The sequence below is a fragment of the Sulfurimonas hydrogeniphila genome (genome assembly GCF_009068765.1).
GTDB classification, from domain to species: Bacteria; Campylobacterota; Campylobacteria; order Campylobacterales; family Sulfurimonadaceae; genus Sulfurimonas; species Sulfurimonas hydrogeniphila.
The window spans coordinates 1,038,962-1,054,471 of record NZ_CP035534.1; the positions used below are offsets into that span (position 1 = coordinate 1,038,962).

Annotated in this window: 18 protein-coding genes and 1 pseudogene; 16 read left to right on the forward strand and 3 right to left on the reverse strand. The window is 34.9% G+C overall.

Annotated features, from left to right (window positions below):
- The first annotated feature begins 30 nt into the window (after nt 1–30).
- The 11 genes from ETP70_RS05465 (at nt 31) to ETP70_RS05515 (ending at nt 8,264) form a co-directional block, all read left to right on the forward strand.
- Nucleotides 31–822, forward strand: coding sequence for a hypothetical protein (locus ETP70_RS05465; RefSeq protein ID WP_151900230.1), 792 nt, complete (start codon nt 31–33; stop codon nt 820–822).
- On the forward strand, nt 819–1,226 hold the full coding sequence (locus tag ETP70_RS05470) for a hypothetical protein (protein ID WP_151900231.1): 408 nt from the start codon (nt 819–821) through the stop codon (nt 1,224–1,226). Before ETP70_RS05465 ends, ETP70_RS05470 begins: the two co-directional genes overlap by 4 nt.
- Nucleotides 1,220–1,753, forward strand: coding sequence for a hypothetical protein (locus tag ETP70_RS05475; RefSeq protein ID WP_151900232.1), 534 nt, complete (start codon nt 1,220–1,222; stop codon nt 1,751–1,753). The genes ETP70_RS05470 and ETP70_RS05475 overlap by 7 nt, the downstream gene beginning before the upstream one ends.
- Complete coding sequence (locus tag ETP70_RS05480) at nt 1,737–2,561, forward strand: site-2 protease family protein (RefSeq protein ID WP_151900233.1); 825 nt, start codon at nt 1,737–1,739, stop codon at nt 2,559–2,561. The genes ETP70_RS05475 and ETP70_RS05480 overlap by 17 nt, the downstream gene beginning before the upstream one ends.
- Nucleotides 2,548–4,404, forward strand: coding sequence for a secretin N-terminal domain-containing protein (locus tag ETP70_RS05485; RefSeq protein ID WP_151900234.1), 1,857 nt, complete (start codon nt 2,548–2,550; stop codon nt 4,402–4,404). The genes ETP70_RS05480 and ETP70_RS05485 overlap by 14 nt, the downstream gene beginning before the upstream one ends.
- The gene (locus tag ETP70_RS05490) at nt 4,404–5,912 is read left to right on the forward strand and encodes a GspE/PulE family protein (RefSeq protein ID WP_151900235.1); all 1,509 of its coding nucleotides are present in this window, start codon (nt 4,404–4,406) and stop codon (nt 5,910–5,912) included. The genes ETP70_RS05485 and ETP70_RS05490 overlap by 1 nt, the downstream gene beginning before the upstream one ends.
- The gene (locus ETP70_RS05495) at nt 5,869–6,381 is read left to right on the forward strand and encodes a type IV pilus modification PilV family protein (RefSeq protein ID WP_151900236.1); all 513 of its coding nucleotides are present in this window, start codon (nt 5,869–5,871) and stop codon (nt 6,379–6,381) included. The genes ETP70_RS05490 and ETP70_RS05495 overlap by 44 nt, the downstream gene beginning before the upstream one ends.
- Nucleotides 6,378–6,881 (forward strand): PulJ/GspJ family protein, encoded by a 504-nt coding sequence (locus ETP70_RS05500; RefSeq protein ID WP_151900237.1) that lies wholly within the window; start codon nt 6,378–6,380, stop codon nt 6,879–6,881. Before ETP70_RS05495 ends, ETP70_RS05500 begins: the two co-directional genes overlap by 4 nt.
- A gap of 370 nt (nt 6,882–7,251) precedes the next feature.
- On the forward strand, nt 7,252–7,554 hold the full coding sequence (locus tag ETP70_RS05505) for a nucleotidyltransferase family protein (protein ID WP_151900238.1): 303 nt from the start codon (nt 7,252–7,254) through the stop codon (nt 7,552–7,554).
- Nucleotides 7,526–7,984: a HepT-like ribonuclease domain-containing protein gene (locus tag ETP70_RS05510; protein ID WP_151900239.1), complete on the forward strand. Its 459-nt coding sequence runs from the start codon at nt 7,526–7,528 to the stop codon at nt 7,982–7,984. The genes ETP70_RS05505 and ETP70_RS05510 overlap by 29 nt, the downstream gene beginning before the upstream one ends.
- Nucleotides 7,985–8,069: 85 nt before the next feature.
- Entirely contained in the window at nt 8,070–8,264 is a 195-nt protein-coding gene (locus ETP70_RS05515; protein WP_151900240.1) for a hypothetical protein, read from the forward strand.
- 346 nt (nt 8,265–8,610) lie between these two features.
- On the opposite strand, the pseudogene ETP70_RS05520 reads toward ETP70_RS05515, so the two are convergent.
- From ETP70_RS05520 to ETP70_RS05525, 3 genes and pseudogenes are all read right to left on the reverse strand, one after another.
- Nucleotides 8,611–8,847 (reverse strand): annotated as a pseudogene (locus ETP70_RS05520) (IS3 family transposase); the annotation flags it as partial.
- Nucleotides 8,816–9,097 (reverse strand): phage integrase central domain-containing protein, encoded by a 282-nt coding sequence (locus ETP70_RS12810; RefSeq protein ID WP_430739213.1) that lies wholly within the window; start codon nt 9,095–9,097, stop codon nt 8,816–8,818. The gene ETP70_RS12810 and the pseudogene ETP70_RS05520, both read right to left, overlap by 32 nt.
- Nucleotides 9,098–9,110: 13 nt before the next feature.
- Nucleotides 9,111–9,323 (reverse strand): hypothetical protein, encoded by a 213-nt coding sequence (locus ETP70_RS05525; RefSeq protein WP_151900242.1) that lies wholly within the window; start codon nt 9,321–9,323, stop codon nt 9,111–9,113.
- Between the two features lie 164 nt (nt 9,324–9,487).
- Between ETP70_RS05525 and ETP70_RS05530 the strand changes: the two genes are divergently transcribed.
- The 5 genes from ETP70_RS05530 to ilvN all read left to right on the forward strand — a co-directional run bounded on the left by ETP70_RS05530 (nt 9,488) and on the right by ilvN (nt 15,507).
- Nucleotides 9,488–9,919 (forward strand): CoA-binding protein, encoded by a 432-nt coding sequence (locus ETP70_RS05530; protein WP_151901512.1) that lies wholly within the window; start codon nt 9,488–9,490, stop codon nt 9,917–9,919.
- Nucleotides 9,920–9,921: 2 nt separating this feature from the next.
- Nucleotides 9,922–11,124 (forward strand): threonine ammonia-lyase, encoded by a 1,203-nt coding sequence (ilvA, locus tag ETP70_RS05535; RefSeq protein WP_151900243.1) that lies wholly within the window; start codon nt 9,922–9,924, stop codon nt 11,122–11,124.
- Between the two features lie 2 nt (nt 11,125–11,126).
- Nucleotides 11,127–13,253, forward strand: coding sequence for a WD40 repeat domain-containing protein (locus tag ETP70_RS05540; RefSeq protein ID WP_151900244.1), 2,127 nt, complete (start codon nt 11,127–11,129; stop codon nt 13,251–13,253).
- A gap of 80 nt (nt 13,254–13,333) precedes the next feature.
- Entirely contained in the window at nt 13,334–15,031 is a 1,698-nt protein-coding gene (locus ETP70_RS05545) for an acetolactate synthase large subunit (RefSeq protein ID WP_151900245.1), read from the forward strand.
- Nucleotides 15,031–15,507, forward strand: a complete 477-nt coding sequence (ilvN, locus tag ETP70_RS05550; RefSeq protein ID WP_151900246.1) for an acetolactate synthase small subunit — start codon at nt 15,031–15,033, stop codon at nt 15,505–15,507. The genes ETP70_RS05545 and ilvN overlap by 1 nt, the downstream gene beginning before the upstream one ends.
- Nucleotides 15,508–15,510: the final 3 nt, after the last annotated feature.

The following is a 15,510-nucleotide window of genomic DNA, read 5'->3' on the forward strand; positions in this document are numbered from 1 at the left end:
TTATACTGGGTAAAGAAAATTTCTTTACCTGTGAAATATATAAGGGAAGTAAAAAAACTGCTTCCTTCCATTTTTGAAGATATTCTGCCTGAGGGTCACTACAGCTACTATGCCTATAAAGAAAATGACGAGTATATAGTTTTTGCCTATGAAGATAAAATGATTCTGGAGTTGATGGCACAAAAAGAAATATCTCCTTCAAATGTTGTCAATATCTATTTTGCGCAGAGTGAATTTTCTTCCTTGGAAGGGGCCTGTAGAGTAAATGAAAAACAGGCGCTTGTAGTGAAAAACGGTATAGTGATTCTTGTACCGGATTTTTGGATAAAAGAAGCAGATATCCTTAAACTGGATGATTTTAAACCATCCGGTCATGCTATAGTTTTACAGCAGTTTAATCATATTCTCAAAAAGTCCAGTTTTTATAAGATTGGTTTTGTTCTGTTGTTTATCACAGGTATAGTTTTCGGAGAATGGCTTATTACCATGGATAAGGCAGCCACGCTTGAAGATCAAAGGAGTGCCGTATTTGCAAAATATAATTTAAAGCCTACCATGATGCAAAATCAGGCTATTCATGCAGAACTGAATAAAATATACGAAAAACAGATGAAACTGAGAGAATATATAGGATATTTTCTCAAAATGCATCTTGCAAAAAATGAAAAAATTTCTTACATAGGATTTGATTCCAAAGTGTTAACAGTGATTATAAAAGATGTTACACAGAGTAAAAAAATTATAGAAGCATTGAAACGTAAAGGTATTCATGCTAAAACCCAATTAAAAAATTCAGTACTGACTTTGGAGATAACTTTATGAACCGCTTAAATCCTCTTTACGTTGGCATCTTTTTACTTTTGCTTTTACTGTTTTTTGTTTTGAAGCTCATAGATGCAAAAAAAGAGCTCCATCAGGAAAAAATTCTCTATGAAAAAACGCTGAAAGTTTCTTTAGATACGAGTGCTTTAAAAAAAGCATTTGCCAACAAAGAAAAAGAGAAAAAGGAGATTCTACATATATTGTCAAATCCTGTTTTAAAGAGTTCCAAGATAAAAAAAGAAATAACAAACTCAGGAATACACATCAGTTCTCAAAACATGGATATAAAAGCTTTGAATTTTTTAATGGGTAAAATTCTCAATACAACATTTAACATAACAATGCTGAAAATAAAAAGAATCAGCGAGAGTAAATCAACGCTGGAGGTGAAGATAAAATGGTAAAAAAACTGGTTTTATTCCTGTTGTATGTCCTGTTTTTTATGATGGCATTTATCTATTTTTCTCCCAAAGTAAATATATACTATTTTGCTGAAGAGCAACTGCAAAAAAAAGGTATTGTTCTGAATGATGAGACTCTCAGTGATGAAGGTTTTACGCTTGAAATAAAAAATGCTGTTTTATATGTTAAAACACTCGAAACTGCAAAAATACAAAAGATAAAACTGAATCTTTTTCTTTTGTATAACAGTGTAGAGGTTGAAGGTTTGGTCTTATCCGATATGGCATCAGGATTTATACCTTTACATGTAAAGAGTCTGTATCTTGTCTATACTGTATTTAATCCTTTACATGTAACGGGAAAATGCAGTGGTGAGTTTGGAGAGGCTGATATTAATATCGACCTTGTCAAGAGAACTTTGCAGGTTTTGATAAAACCTTCCAAAAAAATGTTGACTCATTATCGTACAACACTGCGAAATTTGAAAAAAGATAAAAACGGAGGCTTCATTTATGAACAAAGTCTCTAATTCCAAGATGTTGCAAATTATTACAAAATTGTTGATTTTAATAGCTCTTTCCAAGCTGCTTGCGCTCGTGCTGTTATGGTATTTGCCAAGCAATGGTATAGATGTAAAGATAAAAAAGAATTATCGTCCGGCATATCAAAGAGTAAATTTTACAAATATGCTTACTCCTTTGCATACAAATACCAAGGGGTATAAAAAAACAAATGAAACGGGTGCGCACAGAAGTATTACCGATATGACTCTGATCGGTCTTTATGGTTCTAAAAATTATGGATATGCCATAGTGGCAATGAAATCGAATTTGAAAAAAACTTCAATTATCGGAGTGGGTGAAACGTATAATGGCTATACTTTGAAAGAAATCAATAACGATAATGTTGTTTTTACAAAAGACGGCAAAAACTATATACTCTATTTTGTCAAACAAAAAATTAAAGATGTAAGTATAAACCGGGTCACGCATAATGAAACAGATAATGAAACAGATAATGGTGTGACAAATATATCAAGGCAGGATATAAAGTTTTTTGAAAAAAATCCTCAAAAGATTTGGAAACAAATTGCCATAAAGGAAGTCATGGAAGATGGAAAAATTAAAGGTTTTAAGATAATGAAAATAAATAAAAATTCAAAATTTGCAGCACTCGGGTTGCAAAAAGGTGATATTGTCATTAAAGCAAACAATATTGATTTGACATCATATAAAGCAGTGATGAATATATATAAAAATGTAAACAAATTAAGCGAAATAAGCTTGGTTGTTTTAAGAAATAACACAGAAAAGGAATTGATATATGAAATTCATTAAGCACATAGGATTGATACTACTTTTAACATTCTCTCTTCAGGCAAGAGAACAGGTGAATGTTAACTTTTCAAATTTGGCCATTGATGATTTTGTAAAACTGGTAGCAAAAATTACACATAAAAATATTTTAATGAATTATAAAATAAACGGAAGTGTGAATCTTGTAAGTTCTGCACCTATCTATGATGATGAATTGATGGGGATGCTGGTTTCTGTTTTACAGTCAAAAGGCTACTCTTTGGCACGTAATGGGTCTTATTATGAAATTGTCCGCTCTTCTGAGGTTGCAAGATCTAATGCGGATGTTGTCAAACCAAACCAAAAAGTATCCGGATCTTTAATGGTAACCCAGGCTGTTAAAGTAGAGGGTGAAAATGTAGATATTATAGCGGCAAAGATTCGTTATCTTATTTCAAAAACTGCAAAACTGATGACATTAAAAGAGAGCAATACGATCTTGATAACTGATTATCCAAAAAATATAGAAACCATTAAAAAAATAATCAAAGATATTCAAATAACAAACAACTCTATTGTAAAACTGGTATATATAAAACATGCAGATGCCGGAAAACTTCAGGCTCGTTTGTTGGATATAAGCAAGTCAATATTTAATCCTAAAGTCGTTTCGGACAAAGTCAATATCATTTTTGATGAAAATATAAACGGTTTGATTGTTATCGGAAATAAAAAGAATGTAGCAAAAATTGAAGATTTGGCGAAAAAACTTGATGTAGAGTCAAACATTAGCCGGTCAGTTGAAATTTACAGTCTTAAAAACTCTGATGCAAAGAATGTTATCAAAACCCTAAAAGAGATTATTTCTGATAAAACCTATAAAGGTCTCACCACAAAACCGAATATCTCTTCGAGCGAAGAGATCAATGCCATCATCGCAGTGGCGGACCCTGAGATACTCAAAGGAATCAAGGTTATTATTGATGCACTGGACAAGGAAAAATACCAGGTATATGTTCAGGCAAGAATTATTAATATCAACAAAAACAATGCCGAAAGTTTAGGAATGAAATATGGTTTTGCAGCAGGAGATGTTTCAGCATCCGGACTTTATGCAATGAGTGCAAACTTTGGTGATGCTAATTTGCAAAATCTGGCATCAACACAGATTATCAATTATCTCGGTGCTATTGGCTCTGGCGCAAAAAGCGCATTGGCCCTTGGGGCAACACTTGATTTTTTACAAAGTCACGGCGCATCAAAAACAATATCAAATCCTTCAATTCTCTGTGTCAACAATAAACAATCTTCCATCTATGTCGGTAAAACCATCTCTATAATATCCGGTGCAACAACAAATGCTGTTTCGGGGGTGACAAACAACTATAAAAGAGAAAATATCGGTCTGACATTACGAATCAAACCCAGAGTATCCTCAAACGACAAGGTAACTTTGGATGTTGAAGCGTCTTTGGAAAATATTTTAAGCTCTGATGCAGCGGGACAGCCTGTTACGTCAAAGCAAGAGGTGAAGACACAGGCGATTTTAAGAAGCGGCGAAAGCATTATCATCGGCGGTCTTGTAAAATCCCTTGACAGAAAAACAAAAACAAAAGTTCCTCTGCTGGGTGATATTCCAATGATAGGAGAGTATCTTTTTTCATCTACTGAAACAATTAAAGAACAGGATAACTTAGTAGTCATTCTGACTCCTTATGTCATAGACAAAAGTGAAGAACTTTCAAAACTGCAAAGAGACCTGGGTGTTCTTTCAAGTGTGCAAAAAGAGTATAATGAAAAAATCTTTAAAAAGATAATGAGTAAAAAAAATGAAAAGATACAAAAGAATACAGAACCTGCAGTGCATGTCAAAGGTGTCTATTAATGCTCAATACAGAAGTGCTTCATGATTTACATTTACAGGTATGTGAACCTGAGGGTATACCAACGGAGATCAGTGTTAAAAACTATCTTCTTTTTAGTAAAACAGAAGAAGAAGTCATTGCATGTGTCTGTGAAAGATATTTGGTTGAAGCGAGTAACTATTATACAAAACTAGAAATCAAATATCCTCTCAAGATGCTTGATGAAGATTCGTATGACAGGCTTTATAACCGTTTTTTGGAACTTCGAACAGACAAAGCAATAGAGACAATGCAAGAAGATTCTTCAGAAGAGAATGAACAAGAAGACATCTCTCTGACCGATTTTTTAAGAACGTCGAGTGACATTTTAACGAGTGAAGAATCAGCACCCATTATCAAGTTTGTCAATGCACTTTTTTATCAGGCTGTCAAAAAAAGAGCTTCGGATATCCATATAGAGGTCAAAGAGAAGAGCGGTGAAGTCCGATTTCGTATAGACGGAATGCTGAGTAAAAATGCAGATTTGGACAAAAAAGTTGTCAGTCTTATCATCAGCCGTATTAAAGTTATTTCAAATTTGGATATTTCGGAAAAACGTATTCCCCAAGACGGAAGAACACAGATAAAAATTGCAGGTGAGATATTGGATATCAGGGTTTCGGTACTGCCTACTTTTTATGGAGAAAGAGTTGTTATGCGTATTTTAATGCAAAGTTCACAAATACCGCAGATAACAGAGCTTGGATTTCATCAGGATATGATTGAAAAGATCAAAAGTCTGTTACGCCTTTCACACGGAATTATTTTAGTGACCGGACCGACAGGGAGTGGTAAAACAACATCTTTGCACTCTTTCCTGCGAGAAGTGGAATCTCCCGAAAAAAATCTTATAACCGTTGAAGATCCTGTGGAGTATAAATCAGAAAGCATATCGCAGATTCAAGTGAATGAAAAAGTAGGACTCACTTTTGCAAGTGCTCTGCGTTCAATTTTACGCCAGGATCCTGATGTCATAATGATAGGAGAAATCAGAGATGAAGAGACAGCATCTATTGCGGTGCGTGCAGCACTGACAGGGCATCTGGTTTTTTCTACAATTCACACAAATTCTGCATCTGCTACGATATCAAGATTGGTTGATATGGGAATTGCACCGTTTTTAATATCCTCTTCTATTTTAGGTATTTTGGCGCAAAGGCTGGTCCGCGTATTATGCCCTGAGTGCAAAGAAGAAGATGTCATAGCTGAAAATTTTGCCGATGACTACAATATCCCAAAAGAGAGCAAAATTTTTAAGGCAAAAGGGTGCCCCGCATGTAATTACAGTGGCTACACAGGCAGAAGATCGATAGGAGAACTTTTGATTATGAATGACAAGGTAAAAGATCTTTTAAAAACTACAGCGGATGAGCACAGTATCAAAGAAGCACTGGAAGCTGACGGTTTGCAAAGTATCTCTTTTCAACTCTCCAACATGGTTTTAAATGGAGAAACTTCGCTGGATGAAGCAATCCGTATCGGATTATAAAATGTTTTGTACTGCTACATGTAATCTTCACAGGAGAGCTTTTACATTGATAGAGGTAATGGTAGCAGTGATGATTATTTCAGTGGTAATTATGGCGTTACTGCAAATAAATGCCAACAATACACATATATTTTCTCAGGTGAAAAATCAGGAAACGGCTACGCAATATCTTTCATTGCTTGTAGGAACAAAATATGGCTTTGAAAATGAAAAGATATCTTTAGAAGAGTTGGTTTCAGACTTTGATTTGGATGATGATTTTAGAAGAGAACTCAAACATACAGATATAGAAATAGTGTATCAAACACTGCAGAATATTGACACAAGCATGTTTGATGAATCCGCAAACGAGGAAGAAGATAACGATCCAAATAAAAAAAACAGTGCAGGAACTATCTACGAAACAGGAAGAAGTACATTGAAAACCAAGAACTACTCCTCATCACTGTTACGGTTAAGAATACGATGAAAAAAGCTTTTACATTGATAGAAATGATGATATCTATAACTATTTTATCTATTATGATGGTTTATTTGTACAGAGTCAATGCTTCTGTAAACAAAAGTAATACATTTTATGAAAAACAGGTCAACGGATTTAATTCTCTGAGTCTAAAAAAGAGAGTACTTTTCCTAGACTTGTCTTTAATGCTTTATCAGCAAAACAGTATCGTGCATAATGACAAAAATGAAGATGTCCTCTTTTTGCAAACAACACACTCCCTTCACAGAAGAGTAAACCCTTATGTGACCTATATAGTCAAAAATAAAAAACTTTACAGACTGGAATCATTACAAAAACCTGCTTATCCGTTATCAGAAGCCGATAAATTTAATGCAGACTGTCTTGGCAGTGTTGATGTCTTCAGAGTCTATAAACAAAAGGATAAAGCAGTTTTTTTAGTCAATTTGAAGTTTGAAGATTCTGACCGTATATTGATGAAAATAAATGCTTTAAATGAATATTAAGTTTGTTTGAGAACTTTCAAAAAGACTTTATTCACAACTATATACTTTTTCGATATAATCTCTTTATTAAAAACGTCTGTTGTATTGGCGGGGATGCGTTTTAGAGTAGTTTACTGACAAAATTTAAAAAAGGACGAAAATGGAGTGTGAATCTCTCCACAACTAATTCTTTTAAAGTCCCAAGAAATAGGGTGTTAATAGCCTAAAATAAAGCCTTGCATTTTTACCAAGTCCCACAAAAGTCCAAATGAAATGATATGATTTGATAAGGTTTGAAACTAAGCCTATGTCATGACAATATGCTAAAATTATGTCAGTGCATATGAGTTGTATGTTATAATCTATAAAATAATATATTTTGGAGTTAACAATGAATAAAGCGACTATTTTACAATACCTCAAAAATAAAAAAAATGAGTTTAAAAAGCTTTATGGTATAAATACATTGGGACTCTATGGTAGTTATGCAAGAGATGAAGCTAAATCTACAAGTGATATAGATATATTTTATACAAGAGACAGAAATTTTGAATTAAAGAGTGGTATTGAATTTTTAAAAATTCAAGATACGATTGCCTCAGAGCTTAATGTAGAAAAAGTAGATTTTGTTTCTTTAGATTTTATGAATCCGATAATAAAACATTATGCAAAAAAAGATTTTATCTATGTATGATGAAAAAAACTTGATTCATATTTTGACTATGCTTGAGTGTTGTGAAAAAGCATGGTTATACACAAAAGATTTTGAAAATCCAATAGACTTTATATGGGCAAATGAGCAAAAAGAACTCAATGCCACCATATCACTTTTTATAGCTATTGGTGAAGAATCTAAAAAAATAGATAGATCTTTGAAAGATTCAGTAAAATGTGAACTTTCTTGGAGTGATATAGCAGGTCTTAGAGATAAAATATCACACGATTATAGAGGTGTGGATGGAGATATCTTATGGATAGTAATTCATAAAGATTTGCACAAACTAAAATCTGCACTTATTGATATGATTAAACTGATAAATCCATCTAAAGATTTGCTAAAAGAGTTTTTAGCGACACCTTATTACAAGCATTTAGAGTATCTTTTAGCATATGAAGACTTATGATTTATAACTATACTTAGAATCGTTTAGTTAATTGAATTAATCAAGATACTGTGCTTTATAAAGATTCCAATATGGGAGATATGATATGATAATAACAAAATCGCTATTAAATATTACCAACCCAGAACAACAATTACTTTTTTATCATAATTTTTTTGCAAAAATAGAAAAAGACATCCCTCAAAAATTAAATCACATCATTACAATAGAATTTGATAGTGATGCTGCTATTGACTTTGTTCACCTTCTTATTTTTAATTTATCTGCTCAATTTTTATGAATTACTTCAAACAAAAAAACAGTATCAAGACAGAGATATTAGAATTATTTTTAATATTGAAAACTTAGCTCCCAAAGTACAAAAATATATACACACATATTTAGCTCAGTATATTGATTGTGGAATTATTTTGGTTGTCGATATAACTTTTCAAGACAGAAACAAAGTACCGTCTCTTTTTACCGATAAAAAATACTTTTATATACTACGGAAAAAGAAAAAAACTTGACTCTTTTGCAAAAACAAAAATATAATGCCCCTAAAAATCAAGACAGCATCTCCAGAAATTTAATTTCATCCTCACCTGTGATGTGTCAACCCTATTTCATACTTATCCATAAAGATTCTAAGCTGCTGTTTCAACTTGTAACATCATTTTTTCTTCAAACTCTACAGGTGACAGATTCCCATTTGCAGAGTGCATTCTTTGTTGGCTATAATAAACCTCAATATACTCAAATATAGCTTGATTGGCTTGTGCTTTTGTCTCAAAAATCTCATGATAAATGAGTTCCGTTTTGAGTGTATGAAAAAAGCTCTCTGCCACCGCGTTATCCCAACAGTTTCCTTTGCGTGGCATACTTAAAAATTGTTCCAATTAAAAAGATGAGATGGTTAGTTGTTCTTGGAGAGAATCTCTTTTTGAAGTTTGTCTGCATTTTTAAGAGTTGATCAGAAGAGATATTTTTTGGAAGCATGTGTCCGATATCTTTTTGGATATGATTTATATATCTTGCTTTCTCTTTGTTTGCTTCTTTGGTTGTGTGCGTTTTATCAGCAAAATATTTTTCTGCTAAGTCATCAAAAGTGAGTTTGGATTTTCTTTTTGCAATATGGGGTAGATCCTCACCAAGTTTTAATTTCGCTCAGTTTTGCTTTACAACAAGCTTCTGTAATCCCATCTGATTTTTTCCCTATAGTTTTTAATCTTTGTTTATTATTTGCATCGGTATATCGGATTAAAAAGATTTTATCTATTATTTTATTATTTTTCGATACAATTTCCTTATAAAAAACCCCTGCTGTGTTGGTAGGAATACGTTTTAAAAGTGTTTTCATAATTGGTTACTTGATTGATTTGAGTCCAAAAATAGTCCAAATGATATGAGTAAATTGGACTTTTTTGCAAAGGTATGATAACATAGAAAATCCTTGAAATTACCTAAAACAGGGCAATTTAGGCGATTTAATGAGAAATGATTAAATATAAAAAAGGTGTGAAAATGGAGTGCGAATTTCCTACAGTTAATTCAAATATGGATGAAGTAAAAGAGATTTTTGAGAGTGTTAAAACGATTGCGGTTTTGGGGCTTTCTCCTGATGAGAGCAAAGACAGTCACAGGGTTGCCAAATATCTTCAGGATCAGGGGTATAAAATAATTCCTGTTTATCCAAAAGGAGAGACGATTCTTGGAGAAAAAGTTTATAACTCTTTGGCTGAAATTCCTTTTGCAGTTGACATGGTTGATATTTTCAGAAAACCCGCAGCACTTGATGCCATTGCAGATGCCTGTATAAAACGTGGTGATGTAAAAGTTTTTTGGGCACAAAAAGGTATAGTAAACAATGAAGCCGCTAAAAAAGCACAGGATGCAGGAATGAAAGTTGTACAAAACCAGTGCACTATGGTTGATCATCGAAATCTACAGGGCTGATTTTGATTCCTTTACAAAAAATCAAAGATGCGCATAAACGTATAGAAGAAGTTGTTGTCAACACTCCTTTTTCATATGCTCCATATCTGAGTGAAATTTCCGGATGCAAGGTATATTTGAAAAAAGAGAACCTGCAAATAACAGGAGCATTTAAACTTCGCGGTGCATATAATAAAATAGCCACTTTGACACCACAGCAAAGAGAATGCGGTGTTGTCGCAGCAAGTGCCGGCAATCATGCCCAGGGGGTGGCCTACTCCGCTGCCGCTTTTGATACAAAAGCAGTGATAGTAATGCCGGAATCGACACCGCTTACAAAGATAGACGGAGTAAAACATTTCGGTGCAGAGGTGATTCTTGCTGGCACAAACTATGATGAAGCCTATGCCTATGCAAAGGAGTATGGGCAAAAACATCATTTGACTTTTGTGCATCCTTTTGAAGATGAAGAGGTGATGGCAGGACAGGGTACTGTAGCCTTGGAAATTCTTGAAAAATGCCAAGAACTTGACGCTGTCCTCATTCCGGTCGGTGGCGGTGGACTTATTGCCGGTATGGCCAGTGCTCTCAAAGCTGTCAACCCCGCTGTAAAAGTAATTGGTGTGAGTGCCAAAGGTGCACCTGCATTTAAAAATTCCTATGATTTAAAAAGAGCTGTTGATTCTACAAGCGTAAGAACGATAGCCGACGGGATAGCAGTACGCGACACTTCTGTGGTTACTCTCAAGCATGCCCTTGAGTGTGTGGACGAGATAATAAGTGTAGATGATGAGGAGATAGCAAGTGCCATTTTGTTTTTACTTGAGAAACAAAAACTGGTGGTTGAAGGAGCCGGATCTGTCGGTGTTGCGGCACTACTGCACCATAAACTGGATTATCTAAAAGACAAAAATGTTGCAGTTGTTCTGAGTGGGGGAAATATGGATGTTACGCTCCTTTCTGTCATTATAGAAAAGGGTCTTCTGAAGTCTCATCGCAAAATGAAAATTACCGTCACATTGGTTGACAAGCCGGGTTCTTTGATGCGTTTTACGCAGATACTCCAAGAGTTAAATGCAAATATTGTGCATATTTCTTATGACAGAACGTCCGTATCGCTGGATTACGGAGATGCTAATGTGACCGTGCATATGGAGACAAAAGGAAAGCAACATCAGGAAGAAATTAAAGAGGCTCTTGTAAAAGAGGGTTATTTGAGAGACTGAAAATGAAAACTGTTAAAAGTCAAAGTATTGTATATCCTGTAATCTTGATAAAAATTTTAAAAGACAAGCGTCTTGTTGTTATAGACTCTAAAACTACTGTAAGGTTTTACGACAAAGACAGCCTGAAAGTGCAAAGCGGATTTAAAGTTAATATTGAACACAAATATTATAAAAATAATGTGGTGGATTACAGCTATGACGGCAATTATTTTGCAACAATGTCAGCAGATGCAAAAGAGTCAAGACTCTATAATGCCCAAACAAAAAAAGCTATTGCCAGAGTTACCAGACACCAGGGGGAGGTTTCCTGTGTTGGTATAGACCCGCTCTCCAGGTATATGTTCTCATGCGGAGAAGACGGCAAAACTTTTGCATTGGATGTTAAAAGCGGAAAGATTGTGTTTACACTTCCCCATCATGCCGATACCATTAATGATGTCTCTTTTTCAAAAAACGGAAACTGGGTAGCCATAGCGAGTTATGACAGAAAAATCACACTGTTTAATCTGGTAACAATGACTCCGAAAGAAAAGTTAAAAGCCCACTCTGCACCAGTTATGAAACTAAAATTTTTTGGCAGAAACAAACTGGTGAGTATTGATAAAAATTCAAAAGCGATTATCTGGAATATATACAGTGGTAAGGTTATTCAAAGATTAGAAGGTATTCATGATGATGTTACTCAGCTTGTAATCAGCGGTGATGAAAAATTTCTGTTTTTAAGTACGAAGTTGGGATATATTTTAGTATATGATTTAAATACATATGAGTTGATAGCACCGAGATTTATAAAGATTACTTCGCCTATTGTCAGTTTGGCTTTTGATGATGAGCATAATCACCTTATTGTTGGAACAGAAGATGGATTCCTGATGTATTATGACATATTTGAAAAAGTTGATACATTAAAAAATCTTTTAATGAAACAGGACATAGACGCAATTGAAGAAGAGGTAAAAAAGAATCCTATTTTACGTTATACGGATATATATAATTTAGTTTCAAACCTGTGGGAAAAGACATTGGAAAAGGCAAAAAAAGCTTTCCAAAACGGGAAAAAAGAACAGGCACTGTTAATGCTCAAAAATTTCATGAAGATTCCCAGCAAAAACAGAGTTATACAAAAACTCGTAAGTGATTATGCTGAGTATGATAAATTTGTACAACTTGCAAAAAACGGAAAACTGGCACTGGCATACAGCCTGGCAAACCAATATCCGGTTTACAAAGAATCAAAAGTATATAAACTTTTAGAAGAGAGATGGAAAAAGGATTTGTTTCAGGCACTGAAATATGCTTTGCAGCCAAATCAAATGGAACGTGCCAAAGAGATTTTGGCTCCCTATAGAGGTATCAGCAATAAAACAACTTTTATTCAGGATGTTTTAACAAAGGGTGCAATTTATAAAAGATTCAGAAATGCTCTTGGCAAAAAAGATTTTAAACTGGCATCTGCTCTTATTCATCAGAACCCTTTTTTAAAGGAGTTTCCGGAGTATGACTCGATGATAAAATATGCCGACACTATCTATATGAAAATCCAAAAACTAGTATATGAAGGTGAAAATATAGCTGCTATGAAACTGATGAATCTGCTCAGTACGTTTACAGATTTTAAAGATGAAGTTGAGCTTATGTTAAAAGAGATACAAAACAAGCAGAAATTTTATGATGCTGTAGAGAGTGGTGATTATCAAACGGCATATAATATGATGGCAGAATATGAAGAGCTCCAGGAAACCAAAGCAGGAGAAAAGCTTCAAAATGAATGGGATGCTGATCTAATCAAAGCAAACAGTTTTGCAGCTGTCGGTGATGTAAACGGGGTAAAAAACATTTTACATAAATATTTTGATATCAGTTCAAAAACGACAGCCCTGGCAACTATATTTGCCTGGACGTATATAAATCAACTCGAAACAGCCATAAGAGAAAAAAGAGATCGCAAAGAGATAGAAAACGGCATTAAAAATTATATTTTAAATTTTGGCATTGACGACCAAATAGAAATATTATTTGAAATATTTAAAAAAAGATACAAAGATACAAAATTGGATATAGAACAGTTAAAAAAAGGTTCGCTCTCTATGTGGCGGCCTTCAATGATTGTAAAATCAATTTTAGATTAATGCTTTAACCTCAATTATAGCTCTCCTGAAGTATAATTAGCGAATTTTTAAAATTATATATTATACAGAGGAGACTTTTCATGCAAATTAGTGGCGCACAGATGGTCATTGAAGCTTTAATTGCAGAAGGCGTAGATACAGTTTTTGGCTACCCTGGCGGAGCAATTATGAATGTCTATGACGAAATCTACAAACAAGACAAATTTCAACATATATTAACTCGTCACGAGCAGGCAGCGGTTCATGCTGCAGAGGGTTATTCAAAAGCCAGCGGAAAAGTCGGTGTATCTATGATAACAAGCGGTCCTGGGTTCACAAACGCTGTAACAGGTTTAGCAGATGCATACATGGATTCTATTCCTTTGGTGGTTATCTCAGGACAGGTTCCAATGAGTTTAATCGGAACAGATGCCTTTCAAGAGATTGATGCGGTTGGAATAAGCCGTTCCTGTACAAAACACAATTATCTTGTTACAGATGCAAAAGATCTGCCGCGTATACTAAAAGAGGCTTTTTATATAGCACGAACAGGCCGTCCAGGCCCGGTTCATGTTGATATACCCAAAGATGTGACTGCACAGGTTGCAGAATTTGATTATGATGTGGAGCTGGATTTAGAAACATATAAACCGCATGTCAAAGGCAATCCCCGTCAAATCAAAAAAGCTATGGAGGCGATAGCAAATGCAAAACGTCCTTTGTTTTACCTCGGCGGCGGTATCATTAATTCAAATGCAGCCTATGAGGTAAGAGATTTGGTACATACGACCGGCATTCCTGCTGTTGAGACATTTATGGCCAGAGGAACATTGTCTTATGATGATGACCTGCTTATAGGGATGCTAGGAATGCATGGTTCCTATGCGGCAAATATGGCGATGAGCGAAACAGATCTGGTCATTGCCCTCGGTGCCAGATTTGATGACCGTGTTACCGGAAAATTAAGTGAATTTGCAAAAAATGCTGCGGTTATACATGTAGATATAGATCCTGCAAGTATTTCAAAGCTTGTCAATGCAAACTATCCTATAGTAGGTGATGTGAAAAATGTTGTCAATGAGATGCTTAAACTCACCTCCATGGTAAACAGTGACAACTATGAACAGTGGAGAGAAACGATAGAAAATTTTGCAGAGTTGCATCCACTGACATTTCATGAAGATACAGAAAATATCAAGCCACAGTGGGTAGTAAAACGTGTAGGTGAGCTTCTAGGTGATGATGCAAATATTTCAACAGATGTCGGACAGCATCAAATGTGGGCGGCACAGTTTTATCCGTTTACGAGACCCCGTCAGTTTGTAAGTTCCGGTGGACTCGGAACTATGGGCTTTGGTTTTCCGGCGGCTATGGGTGTCAAAGCGGCTGTTCCTGAAAAAACAAGTATCAACTTTACCGGAGACGGCTCTATTTTGATGAATTGTCAGGAGTTAATGACAGCTGTTGAGAAAAAATTACCGGTAATCAATATTATTCTGAATAATAATTTTTTGGGTATGGTTCGCCAATGGCAGACACTCTTTTATGACAAACGCCACAGTGAGACAGATCTTTCTGTACAGCCGGATTTTGTAAAACTTGCGGAAGCTTTTGGCGGAATAGGGTACAGAGTTACTACAAAAGAGGAATTTGATGCCGCTTTAAAAGAGGCTGTAAAAAAGAATATTGTTGCATTTATTGATGTTAAAGTTGAACGGTTTGAAAATGTTATGCCAATGGTTCCATCAGGCGGAAGCCTGTTTAATATGATGTTATTAGAGAAAAAGGAGAGTAAATAATGACTGACAATACAGAAAGAAGAGTAGTTTCCGTTATCGTTGTGAATGAAGCGAGTGTATTGTCCCGAATTACCGATCTTTTTTCCGGACGTGGCTACAACATTACATCCTTGACTGTTGCCCCAATTCCTGAGAGTAAATATTCCCGTTTGACAATTGTCACATCAGGTTCGGTGCGTGTGATTGAGCAGATAACAAAACAGTTGCACAAACTCATTCCTGTTTTACGGGTTTATGAACATGCAGATTTGGTTGAAAAAGAGATGGCACTGGTCAAATTTCCTATTACAGAAAACATAAGTGATATCAGTGCTATATGTAATGCTTACAATGGAAAAATAGTCAATGTTGGCAATGATGTCATTATAACCATGGTTGCTGACGAGCCCAAAAGAGTCGATCACTATCTTCAGGCGATTAAAAAATATAATCCAAAAGAGATAGTCAGAAGCGGCGCTGTTGCTTTAGAGAGATAAAAA

Coding starts and splice junctions, on each gene's coding strand:
- ilvN (WP_151900246.1), top strand. CDS start 15,031: ATGACTGACAATACAGAAAGAAGAGTAGTTTCCGTTATCGTTGTGAAT.
- ETP70_RS05475 (WP_151900232.1), top strand. CDS start 1,220: ATGGTAAAAAAACTGGTTTTATTCCTGTTGTATGTCCTGTTTTTTATG.
- ETP70_RS05510 (WP_151900239.1), top strand. CDS start 7,526: ATGCAAAAAAAGATTTTATCTATGTATGATGAAAAAAACTTGATTCAT.
- ETP70_RS05540 (WP_151900244.1), top strand. CDS start 11,127: ATGAAAACTGTTAAAAGTCAAAGTATTGTATATCCTGTAATCTTGATA.
- ETP70_RS05500 (WP_151900237.1), top strand. CDS start 6,378: ATGAAAAAAGCTTTTACATTGATAGAAATGATGATATCTATAACTATT.
- ETP70_RS05490 (WP_151900235.1), top strand. CDS start 4,404: ATGCTCAATACAGAAGTGCTTCATGATTTACATTTACAGGTATGTGAA.
- ETP70_RS05515 (WP_151900240.1), top strand. CDS start 8,070: ATGATAATAACAAAATCGCTATTAAATATTACCAACCCAGAACAACAA.
- ETP70_RS05495 (WP_151900236.1), top strand. CDS start 5,869: ATGGAGAAACTTCGCTGGATGAAGCAATCCGTATCGGATTATAAAATG.
- ETP70_RS05525 (WP_151900242.1), bottom strand. CDS start 9,323: ATGAAAACACTTTTAAAACGTATTCCTACCAACACAGCAGGGGTTTTT.
- ETP70_RS05480 (WP_151900233.1), top strand. CDS start 1,737: ATGAACAAAGTCTCTAATTCCAAGATGTTGCAAATTATTACAAAATTG.
- ETP70_RS05505 (WP_151900238.1), top strand. CDS start 7,252: ATGAATAAAGCGACTATTTTACAATACCTCAAAAATAAAAAAAATGAG.
- ETP70_RS05485 (WP_151900234.1), top strand. CDS start 2,548: ATGAAATTCATTAAGCACATAGGATTGATACTACTTTTAACATTCTCT.
- ETP70_RS05545 (WP_151900245.1), top strand. CDS start 13,334: ATGCAAATTAGTGGCGCACAGATGGTCATTGAAGCTTTAATTGCAGAA.
- ETP70_RS05530 (WP_151901512.1), top strand. CDS start 9,488: ATGGAGTGCGAATTTCCTACAGTTAATTCAAATATGGATGAAGTAAAA.
- ETP70_RS05470 (WP_151900231.1), top strand. CDS start 819: ATGAACCGCTTAAATCCTCTTTACGTTGGCATCTTTTTACTTTTGCTT.